22 protein-coding genes are annotated in these 22,844 nt (G+C 66.6%); 18 read left to right on the top strand and 4 right to left on the bottom strand.

All coding sequences use genetic code 11. The features are described 5' to 3' along the window. Positions 1 to 78 precede the first annotated feature (78 nt). The gene (gene mmsB / locus Q0Z66_RS07055) at positions 79 to 972 is read left to right on the top strand and encodes a 3-hydroxyisobutyrate dehydrogenase (protein ID WP_298039480.1); all 894 of its coding nucleotides are present in this window, start codon (positions 79 to 81) and stop codon (positions 970 to 972) included. 48 nt (positions 973 to 1,020) lie between these two features. Then, positions 1,021 to 1,797: an enoyl-CoA hydratase-related protein gene (locus Q0Z66_RS07060; RefSeq protein WP_298039483.1), complete on the top strand. Its 777-nt coding sequence runs from the start codon at positions 1,021 to 1,023 to the stop codon at positions 1,795 to 1,797. A gap of 9 nt (positions 1,798 to 1,806) precedes the next feature. Here Q0Z66_RS07060 and Q0Z66_RS07065 read toward each other — a convergent pair whose 3' ends face one another. Next, positions 1,807 to 2,343, bottom strand: a complete 537-nt coding sequence (locus Q0Z66_RS07065; protein ID WP_298039486.1) for a MarR family transcriptional regulator — start codon at positions 2,341 to 2,343, stop codon at positions 1,807 to 1,809. 182 nt (positions 2,344 to 2,525) lie between these two features. Here Q0Z66_RS07065 and Q0Z66_RS07070 point away from each other — a divergent pair, with 182 nt between their 5' ends. From Q0Z66_RS07070 to Q0Z66_RS07115, 10 genes are all read left to right on the top strand, one after another. Next, on the top strand, positions 2,526 to 3,284 hold the full coding sequence (locus Q0Z66_RS07070) for an SDR family NAD(P)-dependent oxidoreductase (protein WP_298039487.1): 759 nt from the start codon (positions 2,526 to 2,528) through the stop codon (positions 3,282 to 3,284). Beyond that, positions 3,281 to 4,741, top strand: coding sequence for an aldehyde dehydrogenase family protein (locus tag Q0Z66_RS07075; protein ID WP_298039489.1), 1,461 nt, complete (start codon positions 3,281 to 3,283; stop codon positions 4,739 to 4,741). Before Q0Z66_RS07070 ends, Q0Z66_RS07075 begins: the two co-directional genes overlap by 4 nt. An 11-nt stretch (positions 4,742 to 4,752) precedes the next feature. Next, entirely contained in the window at positions 4,753 to 5,547 is a 795-nt protein-coding gene (locus Q0Z66_RS07080; protein ID WP_298039491.1) for an amino acid ABC transporter ATP-binding protein, read from the top strand. 25 nt (positions 5,548 to 5,572) lie between these two features. Further along, on the top strand, positions 5,573 to 6,460 hold the full coding sequence (locus Q0Z66_RS07085) for an amino acid ABC transporter permease (protein WP_298039494.1): 888 nt from the start codon (positions 5,573 to 5,575) through the stop codon (positions 6,458 to 6,460). A gap of 71 nt (positions 6,461 to 6,531) precedes the next feature. After that, on the top strand, positions 6,532 to 7,431 hold the full coding sequence (locus Q0Z66_RS07090) for a transporter substrate-binding domain-containing protein (RefSeq protein ID WP_298039497.1): 900 nt from the start codon (positions 6,532 to 6,534) through the stop codon (positions 7,429 to 7,431). A 114-nt stretch (positions 7,432 to 7,545) separates the two neighbouring features. Next, positions 7,546 to 8,733 (top strand): acyl-CoA dehydrogenase family protein, encoded by a 1,188-nt coding sequence (locus Q0Z66_RS07095; RefSeq protein ID WP_298039499.1) that lies wholly within the window; start codon positions 7,546 to 7,548, stop codon positions 8,731 to 8,733. 2 nt (positions 8,734 to 8,735) lie between these two features. After that, positions 8,736 to 10,112 (top strand): MmgE/PrpD family protein, encoded by a 1,377-nt coding sequence (locus Q0Z66_RS07100; RefSeq protein WP_298039502.1) that lies wholly within the window; start codon positions 8,736 to 8,738, stop codon positions 10,110 to 10,112. A 32-nt stretch (positions 10,113 to 10,144) separates the two neighbouring features. Further along, positions 10,145 to 11,245 carry a citramalate synthase gene (locus Q0Z66_RS07105; protein ID WP_298039505.1) on the top strand — a complete coding sequence of 367 codons (1,101 nt, stop codon included), beginning with the start codon at positions 10,145 to 10,147 and terminating at the stop codon, positions 11,243 to 11,245. Between the two features lie 14 nt (positions 11,246 to 11,259). Next, a complete protein-coding gene (locus Q0Z66_RS07110; protein WP_298039508.1) occupies positions 11,260 to 12,507 on the top strand; it encodes a CaiB/BaiF CoA-transferase family protein in 1,248 nt (415 codons plus the stop codon). 4 nt (positions 12,508 to 12,511) lie between these two features. Then, positions 12,512 to 13,309 (top strand): enoyl-CoA hydratase-related protein, encoded by a 798-nt coding sequence (locus Q0Z66_RS07115; RefSeq protein WP_298039510.1) that lies wholly within the window; start codon positions 12,512 to 12,514, stop codon positions 13,307 to 13,309. A 24-nt stretch (positions 13,310 to 13,333) separates the two neighbouring features. On the opposite strand, the gene Q0Z66_RS07120 is transcribed toward Q0Z66_RS07115, so the two are convergent. Beyond that, positions 13,334 to 14,101 (bottom strand): IclR family transcriptional regulator, encoded by a 768-nt coding sequence (locus Q0Z66_RS07120; RefSeq protein WP_298039511.1) that lies wholly within the window; start codon positions 14,099 to 14,101, stop codon positions 13,334 to 13,336. 3 nt (positions 14,102 to 14,104) lie between these two features. Beyond that, a complete protein-coding gene (locus tag Q0Z66_RS07125) occupies positions 14,105 to 15,322 on the bottom strand; it encodes an MFS transporter (protein ID WP_298039514.1) in 1,218 nt (405 codons plus the stop codon). Between the two features lie 146 nt (positions 15,323 to 15,468). On the opposite strand from Q0Z66_RS07125, the gene Q0Z66_RS07130 reads away from it, so the two are divergent. The 5 genes from Q0Z66_RS07130 (at position 15,469) to Q0Z66_RS07150 (ending at position 21,594) form a co-directional block, all read left to right on the top strand. After that, positions 15,469 to 16,380 carry a transporter substrate-binding domain-containing protein gene (locus tag Q0Z66_RS07130; protein ID WP_298039518.1) on the top strand — a complete coding sequence of 304 codons (912 nt, stop codon included), beginning with the start codon at positions 15,469 to 15,471 and terminating at the stop codon, positions 16,378 to 16,380. A gap of 28 nt (positions 16,381 to 16,408) precedes the next feature. Further along, the gene (locus Q0Z66_RS07135; protein WP_298039520.1) at positions 16,409 to 18,085 is read left to right on the top strand and encodes a thiamine pyrophosphate-binding protein; all 1,677 of its coding nucleotides are present in this window, start codon (positions 16,409 to 16,411) and stop codon (positions 18,083 to 18,085) included. A gap of 158 nt (positions 18,086 to 18,243) precedes the next feature. Then, positions 18,244 to 19,020, top strand: a complete 777-nt coding sequence (locus Q0Z66_RS07140; RefSeq protein WP_298039523.1) for an electron transfer flavoprotein subunit beta/FixA family protein — start codon at positions 18,244 to 18,246, stop codon at positions 19,018 to 19,020. Further along, entirely contained in the window at positions 19,020 to 19,994 is a 975-nt protein-coding gene (locus tag Q0Z66_RS07145) for an electron transfer flavoprotein subunit alpha/FixB family protein (protein ID WP_298039525.1), read from the top strand. Before Q0Z66_RS07140 ends, Q0Z66_RS07145 begins: the two co-directional genes overlap by 1 nt. 4 nt (positions 19,995 to 19,998) lie before the next feature. Continuing rightward, on the top strand, positions 19,999 to 21,594 hold the full coding sequence (locus Q0Z66_RS07150; RefSeq protein ID WP_298039527.1) for a cytochrome b/b6 domain-containing protein: 1,596 nt from the start codon (positions 19,999 to 20,001) through the stop codon (positions 21,592 to 21,594). Positions 21,595 to 21,653: 59 nt separating this feature from the next. Here Q0Z66_RS07150 and Q0Z66_RS07155 read toward each other — a convergent pair whose 3' ends face one another. Next, complete coding sequence (locus tag Q0Z66_RS07155) at positions 21,654 to 22,163, bottom strand: GNAT family N-acetyltransferase (RefSeq protein WP_298039530.1); 510 nt, start codon at positions 22,161 to 22,163, stop codon at positions 21,654 to 21,656. Positions 22,164 to 22,271: 108 nt separating this feature from the next. On the opposite strand from Q0Z66_RS07155, the gene Q0Z66_RS07160 reads away from it, so the two are divergent. Then, the gene (locus tag Q0Z66_RS07160) at positions 22,272 to 22,832 is read left to right on the top strand and encodes a thioesterase family protein (protein ID WP_298039532.1); all 561 of its coding nucleotides are present in this window, start codon (positions 22,272 to 22,274) and stop codon (positions 22,830 to 22,832) included. Positions 22,833 to 22,844 lie beyond the last annotated feature (12 nt).

Genomic DNA, 22,844 nt, shown 5'->3' on the forward strand with positions numbered 1-22,844 from the left:
GACGAACGAGATCATGCGCCTCATCGTCGGCCGCGAGATTCTGAGACCCGCCGGCTCCGCGACGATGAGGAGGGCATCATGACCCGCATCGCGTTCCTGGGCCTCGGACACATGGGCCTGCCGATGGCCGTGAACCTCATGCGCGCAGGCCATGACGTGCGCGGCTTCGATCTCGTGCCCGCCGCGCTCGATGCGGCAGCGCAGGCGGGCATCGTGATCGCCGACAGCGGGGCGGATGCCGCATCGGCCGCCGATGTCGTCATCACGATGTTCCCGGCCGGCCGCCATGTCATCGACGCCTATGAGGGCGGACTGCTCGCCGCGGCGCCCCCGGGAACCCTGTTCATCGAGTCGTCGACGATCGCCGTCGATGAGGCGCAGGTCGCGCATGAGCTCGCGCTCCGGGCCGGGCATCGCAGTGTGGATGCTCCGGTCTCGGGCGGTGTCGTCGGAGCGGAGAACGGCACGCTCGCGTTCATGGTCGGCGGATCCGCGGAGGACTTCGCAGCCGCACTGCCGGTGCTGGAGATCATGGGTGCGAGGATCGTGCACTGCGGCGGACCGGGTCTCGGGCAAGCCGCGAAGGTCTGCAACAACATGATCCTCGCGGTGTCGCAGATCGCGGTCGCCGAGGCATTCGTGCTCGGCGAGCGGCTGGGCCTCGAGCACCAGGCGCTCTTCGACGTCGTCTCGCAGGCATCCGGCCAGTGCTGGTCCGTGACGACGAACTGCCCCGTGCCGGGACCCGTGCCGACGAGCCCTGCGAACCGCGAATATCGGCCCGGTTTCGCCGGAGCCCTCATGGCCAAAGATCTCGGCCTCGCGCTGCAGGCCATCGAGCAGACGGCGACGGATGCCCGGATGGGACGCCTCGCGCAGGAGATCTACGCCCTGTTCGCCGCCGGTGACGGCGCACGCCGCGACTTCTCGGGGATCATCACCGAGATCCGAGACGCCTCCTCCCGTCGATGAACGGGCCGAAGCCAGGGCAGACTGGGAACAAAACGTGAGGAGTCGACGATGACCGAGTACGGGACGATCCTGGTCAGCCAGCGCGGACGCGTGGGATGGATCACCCTGAACCGCCCGCAGACCCTGAACGCGCTGAACGCGCAGCTGTCGCGCGAGGTCGCCGCCGCAGCCCAGGCGTTCGACGGCGACGACGGGGTGGGTGCCATCGTCGTCACCGGTTCGGAGAAGGCCTTCGCCGCGGGCGCCGACATCAAGGAGATGGAGTCGCTGACGGCATCCGAGATGCTCGCCACCGACCACTTCGGAGCCTGGGATGCCTTCGCCGCCGCCCGCACGCCGGTCATCGCCGCGGTCAGCGGCTTCGCCCTCGGTGGCGGCTGCGAACTCGCGATGATGTGCGACATCATCCTCGCCGCCGACACCGCGAAGTTCGGCCAACCCGAGATCAACCTCGGCGTGATTCCCGGCATGGGCGGCACGCAGCGACTCATCCGCGCCGTCGGACCCTACAAGGCCGCCGAACTCGTGCTCTCCGGACGCATGATGGGCGCCGAGGAGGCAGAACGCTCGGGCCTCGTCTCCCGCGTGGTGCCGGCATCCGATCTGCTCGCCGAGGCCGAGAAGCTCGCCGAGACCATCGCGGCCAAGGGGCTCGAGTCGCTCTACGCGGCCAAAGCCGCGCTCGCCGCAGCGCTGGAGACCGGTCTCTCCGCCGGTCTCGCCCACGAGAAGCAGGCCTTCGCCGCGCTGTTCGACACGGCGGATCAGAAAGAGGGGATGTCGGCGTTCCGCGAGAAGCGCACGCCGGACTTCACCCACCGCTGAGCCAGACGCCTACAGGGGCTCCGGCTGCGGACGCGGATCGGCGAAGTCGCCCGCGCCCTTGCGCAGCCGGGCGACGATCGCGACGAGGTCCGCAGCATCCTGCGGACTCAGGCCCGGATCGCGGAACACCTCCGCGTTCAGGGCCGCCGTCGTCGTCTCGACGAGAACGCGACCGCTCTCAGTGAGAACGAGCATCGCCGCGCGTCCATCGTGCGGATGCGGCTCGCGCAGGATCAGGCCATCGCGCACCAGGCGATCCGCCGTGCTCGTGACGGTCGTCGCATGCACCTGCAGCCGGGACACGACGCTCGACAGGGGAAGACGGCCCTCACGGCTGAAAGCCAGCAGACGCAGCACCTCGTAGCGGGCGAAGCTCAGCGAGAACGGTTTGAGCGTCGCATCCACGCGCGCGAGCAGCAACTGCTGCGCCCGCATGACCGAGATCACCGTCGTCATCCCCTCGGCGGCATCCGACCACCCATGCGCGACCCACTGACGCTTCGCCTCGGCGAGCGGATCGATCGGCAGGGGACGGGGAGCGGCCACGCTCCTACGGTAGCGCCCGGCGCATGGGACTGCCGACGCTCAATATTCCGCGGGGTGAGAGAGCGGGGTTCCCCGGGGGAAAAGCACCCGCACTATTGCTTCTACGGTTATAGGTACCCGGACCAGACGGATTCGCCGTGGGGGTTCACAGTTCAACGAAGAACACAGGAGGAAACCGGTCAATGTCTGATCTGAACTTCGAAAACAAGACGGTGCTCGTCACGGGCGGCGCCGGTGGATTCGGCTCGCAGACCTGCCGCGAGTTCGCAGCCCGCGGCGCGAACGTCGTCGTCGCCGACCTCAACTTCGAGAAGGCACAGGCCGTCGCCGATGAGCTCGCCTCAGCGGTCGCGATCACGATGGACGTGACGGACGAGGAGTCCATCAAGGCCGGTATCCAGTCGGCGGTCGACACCTTCGGCGGCCTCGACGTGCTGGTCAACAACGCGGGGGCTCCGAACCTCGCCGGTCCGTATGAGAACACCACGAGCAAGGACATGGACTGGCTCTACCAGATCAACTACCGCTCCACGGCTCTGGCGTCGCAGTACGCTCTCGAGCACCTGCGCAAGTCGCCGATCGGCAACATCGTGAACGTGGCCTCCGTATCCGCGAAGCGCCCGCGTCCGGGCTCCGCGATCTACTGCTCGCTCAAGGCCGGCGTCGAAGCCTTCACCCGTGCTCTTGCGGTGGAGCTCGCCCCGGACATCCGCGTCAACGCCGTCAGTCCGGTCATCGCCGAGACCGGCTTCGTGAAGAACGCCATGGGCACCGACACGATCCCGGATGAGACGAAGGCCTCCATGGTCTCCGGCATCCCGATGGGGCGCCCCGCCGACATCACCGACGTCGCCAACTCCATCGTGTTCCTCGCGAGTGACATGGCATCCTTCCTGACCGGTTCGATCATCGACGTCGATGGTGGACGGAGCATCTCGTGACGACGATCGTCGCAGCCGGCGCGGGCGCGCGCACGATCCCGCACTGGATCGACGGCGCCGCGGTCGCCGAGGGAAGCGCCGAGACCCCGGAGATCATCAACCCCCGCACGAACGAGGCGATCGGACGTGCTCTCTCCGGAACGGCGGAGCACGTCGACGCCGCTGTCATCGCGGCCCACACGGCGCAGAAGAAATGGGCACGGCTCTCGGCGCTTCAGCGCTCGGAGAAGCTCCTCGCGCTCGCCGGAGCGATCCTCGACCGCGCCGAAGAGCTCGCCGACTGGGAGGCCGAGGAGACCGGCCACCCCCGCGCCGCTGCGCTCGGCGAGATCCGGGCGGCAGCGCAGTACTTCTCCTACTACGGCGGAATGATCCCGGCGATGGCCGGCGAGACGATCGACATGGGGGAGAGCTACCAGGCCTACACCCGTCGCGAGGCCTATGGCGTCGTCGGCGTCATCACGCCGTGGAACGCTCCCCTGAACCAGGCGGCTCGGGCCGCCGCCCCCGCGATCGCGGCCGGCAACACCGTCGTCATCAAGCCGTCGGAGTTCACGCCGACGACGACGTTCCTCCTCGGTGAGATCGCGGCTGCCGCAGGTCTGCCTGCCGGTGTCATCAACGTCGTGAACGGCACGGGTCCCGATGTCGGCTCCGCGATCGTGAAGCACCGACGCGTATCGAAGGTCGCGTTCACCGGCTCGGTGCGCACGGGGCAGGCGATCAGCGCGCTTGCGGCGACCCGCATCCTGCCGCTGAGCCTGGAACTGGGCGGAAAATCGGCGAACATCGTCTTCGATGACGCCGATCTCGACCGCGCCGCGCAGGTCGCCGCGCGGGGGTTCCTCGGTAACTCCGGCATGGCCTGCAGTGCGGGCACGCGAATCCTCGTCCAGCGCTCCATCCACGACGAGTTCGTGCCTCGCTTGATGGCGGCGGTGAAGGCCTTCGCCGACAGCGTCGATATGGGCCCCGTCACGACCCGTGCTCAGTTCGCCAAAGTCGGCGAGATGCTCACCGCCGCCGAGGCGGAGGGCGCGGCGAAGAACGAGGTTCCGCTGGCCGGCAAGGATGCTGCGGGCCTGTTCATCTCGCCGACGGTCTTCACCGGAGTCGACAACTCGATGATGATCGCCCAGGAAGAGGTCTTCGGCCCGGTCGGCGTCGTCATCCCGTTCGAGACGGAGGACGAGGCGATCGAGATCGCCAACGACTCGGACTACGGACTCGCCGGCGCCCTCTGGACCCAGGATCTCGATCGTGCGCACCGTGTGGCCCGCGAGATCGAATCCGGGCAGGTGTACATCAACACCTACCTCGGGCCCACCATCGAGCTGCCGTTCGGCGGGCACAAGCTGAGCGGCTACGGACGCGAGAAGGGTTTCGAAGCCCTCCTCAATTACACGCACACCAAGGCGGTCGCCATCGAACTGGCGCCGTCGCCTGAGCGGAACTGAAAGAAGCCACCATGTCGACGATGACGTACACGGCCCCTGATCTCGAAGCCGCCATCTCGGTTCGCCACGTGGCGAAGTCCTATGGCGATAAAGAGGTCTTGAAGGACATCAACCTGACGATCTCCGAGGGAGAAGTGCTGTCGTTGATCGGGCCCTCGGGGTCCGGGAAGTCCACACTGCTGCGATGCATGAACCAGCTGGAGGAGATCAACGGCGGAGCGATCCACCTCTTCGGCAAGAGGCTCGGATTCGAGGAGCGGGGCGGCAAGCTCCATCAACTGCGCGAGAAGGAGGTCGCGAAGCAGCGGCTTCCCACCGGCATGGTCTTCCAGCAGTTCAACCTGTTCCCGCACCTGTCGGTCTACGAGAACATCACGCTGTCCCCGCGAATCGCGAAGAGCCAGACGAAGGACGAGATCAAGGACCGCGCCCTCCACTTGCTCGACCGTGTCGGGATGAGCGCTTTCAAGGATGCTTATCCGCAGAGCCTGTCCGGTGGGCAGCAGCAGCGTGTCGCGATTGCCCGCGCGCTGGCCATGAACCCCAAGATCATGCTCTTCGACGAGCCGACCTCGGCTCTCGATCCGGAGCTGGTCGGGGAGGTTCTCGGCGTCATGCAGGACCTCGCGGAGTTCGGCATGACCATGGTCGTCGTGACCCACGAGATGGAGTTCGCCCGCAGCGTCTGCGATCGCATCGCGTTCATGGAGGGCGGCCACATCGTCGAGGCGGGTGCGCCGAACGAGGTGCTCGACAACCCGCAGAGCGACCGCCTCCGCAACTTCCTGCAGCACGTTGAGCGTTGAGCAACCGGAGCACGAGGAGAAGAAGATGAGTAACACGTCTGTGAAGAAATCCGTTGCTTCGGATACTGCCGCGCTGCCCGACTACAACGTCGCCGCGGCCATCAAGCCCACCAACTGGGTCAACGTCGGGGCGTGGGTCGTCCTCGTCCTGATCGCGCTCTCGATCGCCATCAACGTCGTCACCAATGAGCGATGGAAATGGAACATCGTCTTCACGTACCTGTTCGACCCCCTGGTCCTGCAGGGCCTGGGCCGGACGATCCTGCTGACGATCGTCGCCGGTGTGGTCGGACTCGTCGGCGGACTGGTCATCGGTCTGATGAACATGTCGCAGTCGAACTCCCTGCGCGTGCTGGCGCTGTCCTACATCGGGTTCATCCGCGCGATCCCCGCGCTGGTGCTGATCCTCGTCCTCTACTTCATCTCGGCGCTCTTCCCGACCATCGACTTCGGGATCCCGTTCCTGCCGCCGATCGTGCAGATCCCGACGAACAGCATCCTGAGCCAGTTCGGCGCAGCCATGCTGGGCCTGGCGATGATCGTCGCCGGTCACACCGCGGAGATCATCCGCGGCGGCATCATGTCGGTCTCGAAGGGGCAGACCGAAGCGGCGCGGGCCCTGTCGATCCCCCGATCCCAGGCGTTCGCACGAATCGTGCTTCCGCAGGCGGTGCGTGTGACGATCCCGCCGTTCGCAACTGAGCTCATCACCCTGTTCAAGAACACCTCCCTCGTCTCGGTGATCGGATACGCGGAGCTGTTGACCGTCGTTCAGAACATCTACGGACGCACTTACGAGACGCTGCCGCTGCTGACCGTCGCCTGCATCTGGTACCTGCTGCTGACCATCCTCGCGATGATCGGGCAGTCCCGACTGGAGAAGCGCTTCGGACGCGGCTTCCAGTCCCGCTGATCCATCCCTCACCAACCACCGGCGCGGGTGGATGGACCTCCCGTGCCCTCACACCTGACAAGGAAGTCATCGTGCACACGAAAACCTTCACGCGAATCCTCGGCGTCGGTGCGGCAGTCGCGCTCATGACCGGAACCCTGGCGGCCTGTTCCAGCAACGAACCCGTCGCCGAGTCGATCGACTTCTACGGTCACACCGTGGAGTTCAACCAGGAGCTGGCCGACCGGGTGCCGGCGGATTGGAAGAACGAGATCACCGTCCCCCTTCAGGTCCTCCGGCCGAACATGTTCGTCGATGAGGCGGGCAAGAACGTCGGTATGCAGCCGGACCTCGTCAACGCGATCGCCACGAAGCTCGGGGTTTCCGTCGACATGGAGGTCGCTCCTTTCGACGCGCAGGTGCCGGGTGTCCAATCCGGTCAGTACGCCTTCACGACCGCGACGGGCGACTTCCCTGCGCGGCAGGAAGTGCTCACGATGGTCGACTACACGATCGCCGGGCTCGGCTGGCTCGCGAAGGCGGATTCGGGCTTCTCGAGCATCGATGACATCTGCGGGCTCACGATCGGCGTCGCCAAGGGCACGAACCAGGAGGTGCGTGCGGAAGAGATCGTCGAGGACTGCGACAGCAAGGGCATTCCGGGCACCGAGATCATTGGTTTCTCGAACACGCTCATGACGGTCCCGCTCGAGGCTGATCGCATCGACGTCACCTACGACTCGATCTCGTCTGTCGTGTACTTCGCGGCCAATGAGTCCGACAAATTCACCATGGTCGGAGACCCGATCCACGATGCGCCGATCGCCTTCGGCGTCGTCGCCGGTGAGGACGAGAAGGCGGAACTGCTGCGCGACACGATCAAGGAGCTCATGGACGAGGGCGTCTACACGGCGATCTTCGAACAGTGGCAGCTGCAGGACCTGATGCTCGATGACGTTGCCATCAACGGCGGCCCGGACATCCTGAATTGATCATGCGCATCCAGACGGAATCGATCGATTGAATTCCGCTGGATGCGACGGGTGGCTCCCCGGGGAGCCACCCCCGAATTAACTGGGCTCAGACAGACACAGAGAGGTGACGACATGGCACACAAGATCGCTTCGTCCGCGTACGGATTGACCGAGGAGCAGCTGTCGATCCGCGACGCGATCGACCAGCTCTGCAAGCCCTTCGACGACGAATACTGGCGCAAGGGGGACCGCGAGCGCTCCTACCCGACCGAGATGGTCGACGCGCTGTACGAAGAGGGCTGGATGAGCATGCTCATCCCGAGCGAATACGGCGGAGGCGGCGCCAGCATCTCGGATGCGGCGGTCGTGCTCGAGCAGCTCGAGCGCAACGGATGCCATGCCGGTGCCGTTCGCGCCGGCATGTACACGATGGGCAGCATTCTGCGTCACGGCAGCGAAGAGCAGAAGAACCGCTTCCTGCCGCAGATCGCCGATGGCACCCTGCGCCTGCAGTCCTTCGGCGTGACCGAGCCGGATGCCGGTTCGGACACCACGCGCATCCGCACGTTCGCCGTCCGTGAGGGCGACAAGTACATCGTCAACGGCAGCAAGATCTTCACCTCCCGCGTGCAGCACTCCGACATGATCCTGCTGCTCACACGGACCACGAACCGCGAGGACGCCGCGAAGCCGTCGGCGGGCATGACCACGTTCCTGGTGGATCTCAATGAGGCGCAGGAGAAGGGCTGGATCGTGGCGAACCCGATCCGCACGATGGTCAACCACGAGACCAACGAACTGACGATCACCAACCTCGAGGTGCCGGTCGAGAACCGCATCGGTGAAGAGGGCGAGGGATTCAAGGTCATCCTCTCCGGCATGAACGCGGAGCGGATCCTCGCGACCTCGGAGTACATCGGCCAGGGCATGCACCTTCTCGGGCGCGCTGCGCAGTACGCGAACGAGCGTGAGGTCTTCGGCCGCCCGATCGGTATGAATCAGGGGATCCAGTTCCCGATCGCGCAGGCCTATGCCGAGTTGGAGGCGGCCTCGCTGATGCGTTGGCGCGCCGCCGACATGTACGCGGCGGGGGACAACCCGCGTTTTGAGGTCAACGGCGCGAAGCTGCTGGCCAGCCAGGCCCTGTGGAACGCGGCGAACGCGGCGTTCGACACCTTCGGCGGCTACGCCGTGGCCGAGGAGTACGGCATCGAGCGGCACTTCCGCGAGGCGAAGCTCCCCTCGATCGCTCCGGTCAGCAACAACGTGGTGCTCGCGGGCATCGCGCACGGCACACTCGGCCTGCCCAAGTCCTTCTGAGCATGGCCGTCGAACTGCGTGAGAGCGCGCTCACCGAACGGCTGGCGGCTGCCGTGCTGACCACCGAGGTCTCGGCGTCGCTGCAGGAGCGGGAAGTCCGTCATGCCCTGGTCGACACGCTGTCGGTGTCGGTTGCGGCGTCCGGCGAGGACGGAATCCGTCGACTGCGGTCGGTGACGGCGTTGGATGAAGCGGCCGCGGCCGCAGCGTGGGTGCCGGGAGAGGGCGCGACCGCCGGTTTCATCAACGGCACGGCGGCGCACTTCTTCGACTTCGATGATGTGTCGCCGACCATGCCGTTGCATCCGAGTGCCGTGCTCGTTCCCGCGCTGCTCGCCGCAGACGACGGCGCTCTTTCGTTCGGGCGGTTCGCCGAGGCGTTCATCGTCGGGCAGGCGGCTTTCCGCACGATCACTCAGGCGCTGCCGAGTGCGATCCATTACGGTCGCGGCTGGCATTCGACATCGACGGTGGGGCGGCTGGCGGCAGTCGCCGCGCTTGCACGTCTGAAGAAGCTCGATGTCCAGACGACGCAGAGGGCGCTCGCCCTGGCCTCGACGATGGCTGCGGGCTCACGGGCGAACTTCGGGACGATGGCGAAGCCGATGCATGTGGGCATGTCGGTTCAGGATGCTCTTCGTGCTGTGGATTGGGCGGAGGCCGGTATCACGGCATCACTGCAGGAGCTGGAAGCGCCATCCGGATATTTCGCCCGCTTCGGAGAAGACGGACATCAAGCACTCGTCGACCTCACGGCGGACGTGGAGGAGCGGTTCGCGCAGTGGGTCGATGATTGGGCTTTCGACTGGGGTCTGAAGAGATTCCCCTCCTGCTACGGGACGCATCTCGCCATCGATGCCGTTCTCGACATGCGACTCGATCTGGGCGACGACACGACGCTGGACGTCGAGGCGATCGATGTCGTGGTGCATGAGAACGGCACGGCGCCCTTGCAAACGGGCGAGCCTCGAACGGCCAATGAGGCGAAGTTCAGTCTCGAGTACTGCGTGGCCTTGGCTTTGCTCAATGGTGCCGTGACCCTGGCGGACTTCACGCCGCACAGCTTCGAGAGCAGGCAGGACGTGCGGGACATGGCCCGCCGGGTATCGCTGCGCGAAGGAGAAGCCGGGCGCGAGTTCGCGACGGTCTCCATGCTGACGGCCGGCGGCCGGCGTCCGGATGCGACGGTCCACGCGGCGCGGGGCGACAGCAGCAATCCTCTGAGTGATGACGAACTGCGCACGAAGATCGCGTCCTGCTTCTCCTATGCGGGTATCGACGGGCCCGGTGCCGGACGCCTGCTCGACGCCGTCGGATCTCTTTCTGCCGGCGCGGATGTCCGGTCGCTTCCGATGGGCATCGAACGGAGGGATTCCTGATGGGTGGTTCGACGTCATTCTCCTTGCCGACGGTGACTCTCGTCGAGGAGGCGCTGCGCGAGGGGATGCAGATCGAGAGCGCGGACATCCCTGTCGAGCAGAAGATCGAGCTTCTCGACCTTCTCTCGCGCTCGGGCCTGCGCAACATCGTGGTCGGGTCGTTCGTCAGTCCGAAGTGGGTGCCGCAGATGGCGCAGATCGATGAGCTCGCCGAGCGATTCGAGCCCGCTCCCGGAGTCACCTACACGGCACTCGCGCTCAACGCGAAGGGGCGTGAGCGCATTGCGCAGTATGCGCACAAGTTCAGCGATGGCGATCCGACGGTCGGCGTCTCACGGGTGCACCTGTGCGATGTCTTCGTGCAGCGCAACACGAATCGTACGGTGCAGGACGAGTGGGATGCTCTTCCCCAGGTGATCGCGGACGCTGCGGCTCGCGGTGTCGTCGAAGCCGAGGTGTGCGTGAATGCCGCCTGGGGCTCCAACTGGGTCGGTGCTTTCACGCAAGACCAGCGGATGGACGCTCTGAGCCGCCAGATCGACGCGTGGGAGTCCGCGGGAATCCCGGTCACACGTGTGCAGCTGGGCGATCCGATGAGCTGGAACACGCCGAAGGCCGTGCGCGAGCAGATCGCGCTGATCACGCGCACCTGGCCTCAGATCCGTCGGTTCCAGTTGCATCTGCACGACGCTCGAGGCACGGCGATGCTGTCCGCCTATGAGGCGATGCTGCAGCTCGACGGTGATGACGAACTCGTCATCGATACGGGACTGGGTGGAATGGGTGGATGCCCCTACTGCGGCAACGGCCGTTTGACGGGGATGATCCCGACCGAGGATTTCGTGCACCTTCTCGAGTCTGAGGGCATCGAGACGGGGATCGATCTGGATGTGCTGATCGAAGCGGCGGTGCTCGCCACCCGGATGACAGGTCATGACCTGTGGGGTCGCGTGTCGAAGGCCGGGCCGCGCCCGCAGGGAGACCAGGTGTACGCGATGGACATGCCGTTCATCGAGACGTTCGAACAGGCCCAGCACTTCCGCCTCGGAGCGGCGGCGTATGCGGGCGCTCCGTCGCCATGGGCCCAGCCGATCCGGTCGGCGCAGCGAGACGATTACGACAACTCCATCTGAGGAGGAAGGGAATCATGCAGACGAATGACCAGCGAGCAGGTTCGCTGAACGGCATCACCGTCATCGAGATCGGCACGAGTGTCGCGGCGCCGTTCGGCACGCAGATCCTGGCCGACCTGGGTGCCACCGTGATCAAGGTCGAGCGGTTCGGCACCGGCGATGACAGCCGTTCCTGGGCGCCGCCGAGCTGGGATGGGCTGTCGGTGACGTTCCTCGCGCTCAACCGCGGCAAGCATTCGATGGTCCTCGACTACAAGAAGCCCGAGGGCGCCGAGCTGCTGTGGGAGCTGATCCGCAACGCCGATGTCCTGGTGCAGAACCTGCGGCCCGGTGCGCTGGCGAAGGCCGGATTCACGGCAGAGAAGATCAAGCAGGAGAACTCCGGACTCATCTACGTGGAGATGACCGGGTTCGGCTCCACCGGGCCGATGGCGGATCGTCCCGCTTACGACCCTCTGGTCCAGGCCTACGGCGGGATCGTATCGGTCACCGGCGCCGATGGCGCGGACCCGGCGCGGGTACCGGTCTCGGTGCTCGACATGGGCACGGGCATGTGGGTCGCGCTGTCGGTCTTCGAAGCGTTGCGGCGTCGGGATATGACGGGCGAGGGCAGCCACATCGAGATGTCCCTGCTGCAGACGGCGCTGATGTGGATGTCCCCTCAGCTGCTGGCGGTTCAAGCCGGCAACCCGAAGCCGCGTCGGCTCGGATCGGGCTTCGGCGGGGTCGTTCCCTATGGTGCCTTCCCCGCGGCGGAGGACGGCTACATCTTCATGTCGGCCGGGAACAACGACACGTGGCTCCGTCTGCTCGAGGCGCTGGACGTACCGTCGGATCACGCCGTGCGCGCGCACGTCGATAACGCGGATCGGGTGAAGGCGCGCGATGAGGTGAACGCGCTGGTCTCCGAGATCACCCGAGGATTCACGGTTGCGGAGATGGAGCGGCGGTTGCGCGGCGCCGGCGTGCCGCACTCGCCCGTGAACGACATCCCCGCGGTGCTCGCCGACGAGCAGGTGAACGCCCTCGGCCAGATCGTGCCCATGCAGCATCCGGAGATCGACGACTACCGCATCGTGAATCTGCCGATGACCTTCGATGGCGAGTATCCCTTGGCGCAGGCGACGCCGCCGCCCGCCCTCGGAGCGGACAGCCGCGCGGTCCTGGGACGAATCGGAATCAGTGATGAGCGCATCGACGCTCTCGTGGACAGCGGAGTGGTCGGCGATGCCGCCGACCGTGCAGAGAAGGAAGAAGGATAGGCGCATGTCAGTGATCGAGCTGGAAGACGGCCGTGTTCTCTACAGCGTTCAGGGCAACGTTGCGCGGATCACGATCAATCGCCCCGAGCGCAGAAATGCGATGGATACCCGCACGACGAGCGCCCTCGTGGAGGCTTTCGTCGAGGCGGGCGCCGACCCGGACGTGTGGTGCATCGTTCTGACGGGCGCGGGCGATAAGGCGTTCTGCGCCGGCGGTGACCTGAAGGAGATGGACGAGACCGCTCAGTCCGGACGCCAGATCCCGGTGCCGATGATGGGGCAGTTGCGGAACCTCTTCGAAGTGATGCTCGAGACGTACAAGCCGGTGGTCGCGGCGATCAACGGTCATGCGATTGCCGGCGGGTGCGAGCTGGCCCTGTCGAGCGATATTCGCATCGCGAAGGCGGGCTCGCAGTTCGGCTTGACCGAGGCGCGCCGAGGCATGGGTGCGAACCTCGGGAACGTTCTGCTGCCGCGTCTCATCCCTCGCGGGCTCGCATTCGAGCTGCTCTACACGGCCGACACGATTCCGGTCGAGAAGGCTCAGGAGATGGGCCTGATCAACCACATCTATGACGAGGAAGACTTCGAGGCCGGCGTCGAAGAGATGGTGCAGCGCATCATCCGCAACTCGCCGGTGACGCAGCGCCGGTACAAGGAGATGGCGACGAAGTCGTGGGGCCTGCCGGTGAACACGGCACTGCGCCTGAACGTCGGCCCGAACCCCTATCTGTCCGAGGACCGGGTCGAGGGCGTGCGTGCGTTCCTCGAGAAGCGCGACCCCGTCTGGAGCAACCGCTGATCTCCGCGGCGACGGTTCACCCGATCAGTATCCGAGCTCGACGAGGTCGTTGCTGATCGAGCGGGCCGTCGCCTTCGCCCAGGGGGCGACGGTCGTCGGGTCCGGGATCCGGGTGTCGGGAAAGGCGACGGCGATCGATGCCACGACCATTCCGTCGAAGCCGAACACGGGGCAGGCGACCGAGTAGCGGCCCTTCACGCCGTCGTTGCTGCTGATCGCGATGCCACGATCGCGGATGCGGGTGCGCTCCTGCTCCAGCCATTCGAGTTCGGCTGCCGCTTCGTCGCTCGTCTGCGCGAGGGCCTTCTGCAACTCCCAGGCCTCATCGGAGTAGGCGAGGAGGACGCGGCCGGCTCCGGACTGGCTGAGCGGGGCGCGGCGCGCGACCCAGCGTGTATCGGTCGAGCGGCGGACGCGCGTGATGCGGTCGGAGAACACCGTGTCGCTTCCGTCGCGCACGGCGAGGTAGACGGTTCCGGCGGTATGGATGTGCAGGTCGACGAGGTAGGGCTGCGCCAGTTCGCGCAGCACTCGCACCTGCGGGGCTCCCACGCCCAGGCGCCAGATCCGGGAGCCGAGGCGGTAACGGCCGTGCGAGACGTGCTCGACCCCGCCCCATTCGACGAGGGAAGCCAGGATGCGGTGCACGGTGGCGGGCGGCAGCCCGGTGCGCTGCCCGATGCGCGAGACGCTCATCTCGACGCCGCCGGCGAAGCAGTCCAGGACCAGGAAAGCTCGACCGAGCACGGACCGACGTGCGTCGGAGCCTTCCGGGACTTCGGGATCGGACAAAGTTCAGTTCCTTCGACGGCGGTGGTGACGGCCGTGAACGAACCAATAGACGCCTGTGGCCAGCACCACCGTTGCGGAGAGAGCAGCGTACAGACCAGGATACCCACCGATAGCGATGATGAATCCGAAGATGACCGGCCCCAGCGCGACCCCGGAATCGAGCATCAGGTAGTGCGTGGTGAGCGCGATGCTGAGCCGTTCCGGCGATGCCCGGGTGACGGCGACGACCTGCAGACTCGGCAGGAGCCCGCCGTAGCTCATGCCACCGAGCACACCCGCCAGGATGAGGATCCAGGGCTGCGTCGCGAGGACGAGCGTCGCGAGCGCGACGGCGAACAGCAGCATGAGTGGGATGACGACGGCGTTGTCTCCCTTGAGGTCCTGACGCCTGCCGGTGAAGAGACGGACGACGAACATCGCCGCGGCGAATGCGATGAAGTAGGCCGATGCTGCGGTCGGCATTCCTTGGGCGATCGTGTACGGCGCGAGGAAAGTGATCACACAGGAATAGCCGAAGGCGCACAGCAGAAGGGCGAAGGAGATGGGCAGTGCGCGGATCTCGAACACGTCCGAGGGGCGAAGTCGGAAGCGGCGCGAGTGTTCGTCCGCGGTCGGCTCCCGCTCGGGTAGACGCACGACGATGGTCGCCACGAGAGATACGGCGCCCGAAAGCGCCGTCATCAGGAAGACGCCGTTCGCTCCGACCGCGTCGGAGAGCGAGACCGCCAGGACGGGCCCGATGCCCATGGCGATGGTCGATGCGGAGAGGAACAAGCCCATTCCTTCGCCACGGCGGGTCGCGGGGATGAGCGTGACGGCGGCGGAGGTGATGCCGGTGGAGATCGCGCCGAATGCGGCGCCGTGCAGCATACGTGTCGCGATCAGCGTCATGAAGGACCAGCTCAGCGGGTAGAGCGCCGAGCACAGAGTGAAAACGATCAGCGCGATGATGATGAGTCTTCTGCGCCCGACGAAATCCAGATACTTCCCGACGAAGATCCGGGAGATCGCAGAGCCGAGGATGAACGAGCTCGCCGCGAAGCCGGCGGCGGAATCCTGCACATGGAACTTCGTCATGGCGTAGACGGCCATGTAGGTCATGAGCGTGACGAAGACGATGGATGCCCCGAACTGCACGAGCATCGCCAGCGCGAAGCGGGTCGTCCACAGCGGATCGGGCCGTTCGCCGGGGTCGGGGGCTGGGGGATTGCGGGAGAGCATCAGGGGGGATGCTATCGCTGACGGCATCGGCGGACGGCTCGGAGAATCGGCAAATTCTGCTGGGCGAGAGAGTTCGGTGAGTCGAGGCATCCTGCTCTTCATGATGGGAGCATCCTCAACGTCGAGAATGATTGGACCCGATAGGTATGCGCGCTTCATCCCGATTCAATAAGGCCGCGGTGCTCGCCGCGCTCATGGCGACGGCTGTCGCACTGCCCGCCTGCACAGCGACGCAGGGCGGTGACGACGCGGGAAGCGAAGGACTGGAGCTGTACGGCCACACGATCGTCGCGGACCAGGAACTCGCCGATCGCGTTCCCGCCGAGTGGAAGGGCGGGATCACGGTTCCCGTCAAGGTCCTGCAGCCGAACGCCTATGTGGACGAGACGGGCGAGGTGGTCGGCCTCCAGCCCGACCTGGTCGCGGCGATGGCTGCCAAGTGGGGCGTTGATGTGACTATGGAAGCTGTCGCTTTCGATGGTCATGTGCCCGGTGTCATGGCCGGCAAGTACGCGTTCACCGCTTCGACGGGCGACCACCCGCAGCGGCGTGAGGTGCTGACCCTGGTCGACTATCTGGCGGCGGGAGTCGCCTACCTCACGGCAGCCGATTCGGATATCGAGACCAAGGATGACATCTGCGGTCGCCACATCGGCGTGATCAAGGGCACCGACCAGGAGCTTCGTGCCGAGGACAAGGCCGCCGAGTGCGATGCGGCCGGGATTCCGGGCACGACCGTGACAGGTTTCTCGAACACCCTGATTACCGTGCCGCTCGAGGCCGGTCGCATCGATGTCGCATACGACAGCGTCTCGTACATGCTCTACATGGCCGACACCCAGCCCGATCAGTTCCGGCTCGTCGGAGATCTCGAGATGGTCGCGCCGATCGCCTTCGGCGTGGAGAACGGGCAGGACGACAAGGTCGCGCTCCTGCAGGAGACCGTCCAGGCGCTCATGGATGACGGGGTGTACGACGCCATCTTCGCCGAGTGGGGTCAGCAGGAGCTCGCGCTCGATGACGCATATGTGAACCAGAAGGGGATGCCGGCGCTCTGAGAGGCGGGCATCGATAGGAGTGACTCTGATGAAGATCGATGAACTGATCGGACGCGCGGTGGCGCGTCTGGGTGGCGCACATATGTTCGGCGTCGTGGGCAGCGGCAATTTCCGCGCCACGAACGCGGCGCTGGAGGCGGGGGTTCCGTTCACCGGTTCGCGTCACGAGATGGGGGCGGCCTGCATGGCGGATGCCTTCGCGCAGACGACCGGCCGGCTCTCGGTTGTGACGGTGCACCAGGGGTGCGGGCTCTCCAACGCCCTGACCGGGATCGGTGAGGCCGCGAAGTCGCGCACCCCGGTGCTCGTGCTCGCCGGGGATACGCCGGGTGGGGAGTACGAGAGCAACTTCTGGATCGACCAGGACAACGTGGTCGCCGGAATGGGCGCGGTGCCCGAGCGCATCTACTCTCCGGCATCCGCACTGCGCGACATCGTTCGGGCGGTGACGACCGCCATCGCGGGGCGACGAACCGTCGTGTTCTCGATGCCGCTGGACTTCCAGCGGGCGGATGCCACGCCCGAGCAGATCGCGGAGCTCGAGCGGTTGTCGCCTCCGGTCGCCCCGCCGGCTCCCGGCGCGGCACCCGAGTCCGTGGCGCAGATCGCCGATCGGCTGCGGGGCGCGAAGCGGCCCGTCTTCGTCGGAGGCCGTGGAGCCGTGGACGCCGCCGGGCAGATCCGTCGTCTGGCGGATCTGACGGGGGCGCTGCTGACGACGACCGCGGTCGGACGCGGCCTCTTCAACGAGGACCCGTGGCACCTGGACGTCATGGGCGGCTTCTCCACCGACGGCGCCGCGGAGCTGATCCGGGAGGCCGATGTCATCGTCGCGTTCGGCGCGGCGCTGAACCGCTGGACGACGCGGGATGGATCTTTCATCCGCGACCCCTATGTGATCCAGGTGGATGACACGGTGTCGGCCTTCGGGTTCCACTTCCCGGTCGATCTCGAGGTGCTCGGCGACAGCGCTCTGACCGCCGCCGCCGTCGCGGATCTGCTCGAGTCCGAAGGGCCACGCGTCGGTTACCGCACGCCGGAGACGGCCGCCCGGGTGGCGGCGTCGTTGAACTGGAGCGACCAGCCGTTCGAGGACCGCACCGAACCGATCGATGCGAACGACCCGAGCAGCGGCAGGATCGACCCCCGGGCGCTGACGAACGCGATCGACGCGATGGTTCCGATGGAGCGGGTCGTGGTCCCGGATGGTGGCAACTTCAACGCATACCCGGCCATGCTGCTGCGGGTCCCCGACAACGACGGATACGTCATCCCGCTGGCCTTCCAGTCGATCGGCCTCGCGTTGGCGAGCGCGATCGGCACGAGCATCGCACAGCCCGATCGTGTCACGATCGCAGGCGTCGGCGACGGCGGGTTCATGATGTCGCTGGCCGAGCTCGACACGGCGGTGCGCATGAAGCTGCCCCTGATCGTCCTGGTCTACAACGATCACGCCTACGGTGCGGAGGTGCATCACTTCGAGGAGGAGACGGAGCGCCTGGAGACGGTCGTCTTCCCGGAGACGGACATCGCGGCGATCGGACGGGGCTTCGGGTGCGAGGCGATCACGGTCCGTCGGCTCGAGGACCTGGCGCCGCTGCAGACGTGGCTCGACGGCCCGCGGAATGGTCCGTTCCTCATCGATGCGAAGATCGCCGATTTCCCGTCCTGGGTCCTGGCGCACAGCTTCGCGACGCACGAGTAGCTCGCACACGTGCAGCTTCCATCGTGCGGCCTGCCCTCGCCCCAACGTTCTGTATACATTATGGGCGTCGGGGCGGGGTCAGGTCGGATCAGAGCGGCCGGATTGCCTACATTCGGGCACGGCGCAGTAGACTCGACGACAGTCGTGAGGAGTAATCGATGAAGATCTTCGTCCTGGTCAAAGAAGTGCCGGACACGTATGGCGATCGCAAACTGAATCTCGAGACCGGGCTGGCCGATCGCGGCGCCGGCGATGTGGTTCTCGATGAGATCACCGAGCGCGCGCTCGAGGTCGCCCTGTCGTATGCCGATAAGAACGCCGGCACCGAGGTCGTGGCTCTGTCCATGGCTCCCGAGGCGTCGACGGCGTCGATTCGCCGTTCGTTGGCGATCGGTGCGCGCTCGGCGGTGCATGTCGCTGATGAGCAGCTCGTCGGCGCCGATCTCGGTCTGACCGCCCAGGTTCTCGCTGCGGCGATCCGCCGGGCGGAACCCGATCTGGTGATCACGGGAAATCTGTCGACGGACGGCTCGGGCGGAATGCTGCCGGCGATGCTCGCCGAGCACCTCGGCTTCGCGAGTGCGACGGCTCTGAGCGCGGTCGAGATCGCCGAGGATGCCGTCTCGGGCACGCGCGCGGCGGATGACGGCGCTCAGCAGGTCACGACGTCGTTGCCCGCGGTGATCTCGATCACCGAGGCGCTCCCGGATGCGCGCTTCCCGAACTTCAAGGGCATCATGGCGGCGAAGAAGAAGCCGTTGGAGGTGCTCTCCCTCGCCGATCTGGGTGTCTCGGCCGACCCGGGTGCCGCCCCGCAGACGATCATGACGACGGTCTCGGAGAAGCCCCCGCGTGCGGCGGGCGTGAAGATCACGGATGAGGGCGACGCCGGCGCGCAGCTGGTGGAGTTCCTCGCGCAGAACAGGCTGGTGTGATGATGAGCTACCCCGAAGACGCAATCCTCGTCCTCGTCGATGTGACCCCCGCCGGCGACGCTGCGACATCGACCGCGGCTCTGATCGGCGCCGCAGCGACGATCGGCTCGCCGGTCGCGCTGGTTCCCGGTGGCTCGCAGAGCGCGGTGGATGCCGTCGCTGCTGCCGGAGCACCCATCATCCTGACCGCCGAGGCGGATGCCGCCACGCTGACGGTTCCGATCGTCGACGCCCTGCAGGCGGCGTTCCAGCGTGTGCGCCCGAATGCGGTTCTCGTGTCGAACTCGATCACGGGCCGCGATGTCGTCGGTCGTTTCGCGGTGCGTGAGAAGCTTGCGGTCTCGGTCGACGCGATCGGCGTCTCCCGCGATGATGAGGGCATCGTCGCGCACCACTCCGTCTACGGCGGGGCGTACCTGGTGGATTCGGCGCCGACGTTCGGCGCTCCGGTGATCACGGTGCGTCAGGGGGCGGTGGATGCGCGTGCCGAGGCCGTGGCCTCGCCGGTGGTCGAAGCGATCGAGGTGGCGCCGTCGGGTGCTCGGGCGGCGACGGCCGGTGCCGTCGAGGTCATCGAGGTCGAATCCTCGCGCCCCGACCTGCGCGGTGCGGCGAAGGTCGTCGCGGGCGGTCGTGGTCTCGGCTCGAAGGAGCAGTTCGTGCTCGTCGAGCAGCTCGCCGATTCGCTCGGCGCGGCGATCGGCGCTTCGCGTGCGGCGGTCGACGCCGGATACATCCCCTATGCGCACCAGGTCGGTCAGACCGGTGTCTCGGTCTCGCCGCAGCTCTATGTCGCGGTCGGCATCTCCGGTGCCATCCAGCACCGGGCCGGCATGCAGACGGCGAAGACGATCGTCGCGATCAACAAGGACCCCGATGCTCCGATCTTCGACATCGCCGACTTCGGCATCGTCGGAGACCTGTTCACGGTGCTGCCGCAGATCGTGAACGCTCTCGACGCACGGAAGAAGTAGACGGATGCTGAGACGCGGACTCCCTCGCGTCCCGGGCGGCGATCCTTGGCCTCCCGCGGATGCTGTGGCGGCAGATGCTTTCGACTCCTTCGTCGATCAGCCTGTGTCGGCGACGGCAACGGCGCCCGAGGTCGCGGCTGAGGCGCCGGCAGTCCAGGCCGCTCCGGCTGTCGCTGCTCCGGTTGCGCCGCGGGCGGAGCGATCCGAAACCGTCGCTTCGCCGACCGTCGCACTCCGCCGGGGACTGCCGCGCACGCCCGGTGGCGAGCTGTGGCCTCCGGCCGATGCAGGTGCTCGGGCCGGCGTCGACCCCGTTGCCGCTCAGCCCGTTCCGGCGGTTTCGCCGGTCGACGACCCGGAGCCCGCGCCTGCCGCAGAGCCCCTGGTGGCTGAGCGGGTGGAACGCGTCGAGGCAGTCGTGCCATCCGGCGTCGCTCTCCGCCGCGGCCTGCCGCGTAGGCCGGGCGGCGACCCGTGGCCTCCCGCCGATGCGGTTGCGACGGTTGCGGCCGTGCCCACCACGGCGCCCGAAACGGCTCCTGTTTCCTCGGAGACCGCGGTCGCGGCATCCGAGGCCCCGGCGGCGCCGGTGAACGACATCAGTGTTCCGCTGCCCTTCCAGCGCACGGTCTGGCAGGGGGATGCGCCGCGTCACGGCGCTCCGGATCCCGAGCCGGTGCGGCACGGGCCCTTCACGAAGGGGCAGTGGGCGGGCGTCGTCGTCATCGGCGGCATCGCGCTGCTGGGGGCGGCCGCGATGGCGGTGTTCTTCGTCCGCTGGCTGCTGAGCACCACGCCGCTGCAGGACTTCCTGACGACCTACCCGGGCGAGTACCACCTGCCCGAGGGGGCGCCGGTCGGCTTCCCCGGCTGGCTCGGATGGCAGCACTTCTTCAACGTGTTCCTCATGGTCCTGATCATCCGGTCGGGTCTGCGGATTCGTACCGAGAAGCGTCCGACGGCGTTCTGGACCCCGCGCAGCGGCCAGGGCAAGGTCAGTCTGACGATCTGGTTCCACCAGTCGCTCGATATCCTCTGGCTCGTCAACGGCGTCGTGTTCATCGTGCTGCTGTTCGCCACCGGGCAGTGGATGCGGGTGATCCCCACCAGCTGGGAGGTCTTCCCGAACGCGCTCTCCGCGATCCTGCAGTACATCTCGTTGGACTGGCCGACCGAGAACGGGTGGGCGAACTACAACTCCGTGCAGCAGATCGCCTACTTCACGACGATCTTCATCGCGGCGCCTCTGGCGGCCGCCACCGGATTCCGGATGAGCGGGATGTGGCCGAAGAAGGCCGAGAAGCTCAGCAAGGCATACCCGATCGAGTGGGCGCGCGCCGTGCACTTCCCGGTGATGCTGTACTTCGTCGTGTTCATCGCGATTCACGTGTTCCTCGTGTTCGCGACGGGTGCGTTGCGCAACCTCAACCACATGTTCGCCGCTCAGGGGTCGGTCGATCCAGGGGTCTACGCCGATAACTGGACCGGGTTCTGGTTCTTCGTCGCATCCCTCGTCGTGATTGCCGCGGCGTGGATCGCCGCCCGGCCGATGGTCCTCGCGCCGATCGCGAAGCTGTTCGGAACGGTCAGCAGCCGCTGAGAAACAGAAAATGCGCTGGTGCGCTGCCCGGGGGCGGCGCACCAGCGCATTCGTGTTGGTCAGGGGCGGACGAACCGAACCTCGGTGAGCGTCTCCCCGAGGAAGGGTTCGGTGTGCTTCGCACCATCGAGGTGGAAGCCGTTGCGGTCGTAGAAGCGGTGCGCACGAGGGTTGTCCTCGGCCACCCATAGGTAGAGCGGCTCGTCCTGCTCGACGGCGGCATCGAAGAGCCGCTTGCCGAGGCCGGTGCCCTGGTAGGCCTCGAGCAGGTAGATGAAGTACAGCTCGCGGAACGCCGGGGCGTCCTTGTCGCGGGCGGGACCGGAACCGACGAATCCGACGATCTCGCCATCGGCGAGGGCAGCGTGCATCTTGAAGTCGGGGCCCTGCGCGGCCCAGTTCGTCCACAGCTCGGCCATGCGCCGGGGCGACACCTTCTCGAGGGCCGCGGTGCTGATCAGATGATCGTAGGTCTCGTGCCAGCACGCGGCGTGCACGCGGCCGAGGGCTTCGGCATCGACATCACGGACCGGACGGACAATGATTTCAGGCTGGGCATCATCGCTCATGCGGCGACTCTACGCGCGGCCCCCGCGAAGACGAAATCGGGGGAGGGTGCTGTGCGAATCCCACAACGGAGTTCGGAGGACTGTGGCCGATGACTACGATCGTCCTTCGTGAACGTGATCTGGCGAACCCTGCTCGTGATGTGGAAGGCGCAGCGACGACTGCGCCGTGAGGGGCGCATCGAACCGACGGCGATCGGGCGGGTGAGCGCACGCACATTGCTCACCGACATCGACCTGCTGCGCCACATGAACAACGGCCGCTACCTGTCGCTGTTCGACCTGGGCCGATGGGACCTGTTGATCCGCACGGGCATGGCCGATGTCATGAAGCGCGAGGGCTGGTACGCCGTGGTGTCGTCCGAGACGATCACGTTCCGCAAATCTCTGCAGCTCTGGCAGCGCTTCGACATCGAATCGCGCCTGCTCGGCCACGACGACACCGCGATCTATCTCGAGCATCGGGCCGTCGTGGACGGAGAGATCTACACACGAGTCCTCGTGCGCGCCCGCATGCTCAAGCGCACGGGCGGCACGGTCACGCACGATGAGCTCTTCGCCGCGGTGGGCCGCCCCGAGGGGCTGCCGGACGTCGAGGCCTGGGTGCACGAGTGGGCGGCGGCATCCGCTCTGCCCTCGACCCGCGCCCAGGCTCCCAGCATCTGGAGCTGACCCGCGGGATTC

The organism is uncultured Microbacterium sp., assembly GCF_947632095.1.
Lineage (GTDB): Bacteria > Actinomycetota > Actinomycetes > Actinomycetales > Microbacteriaceae > Microbacterium.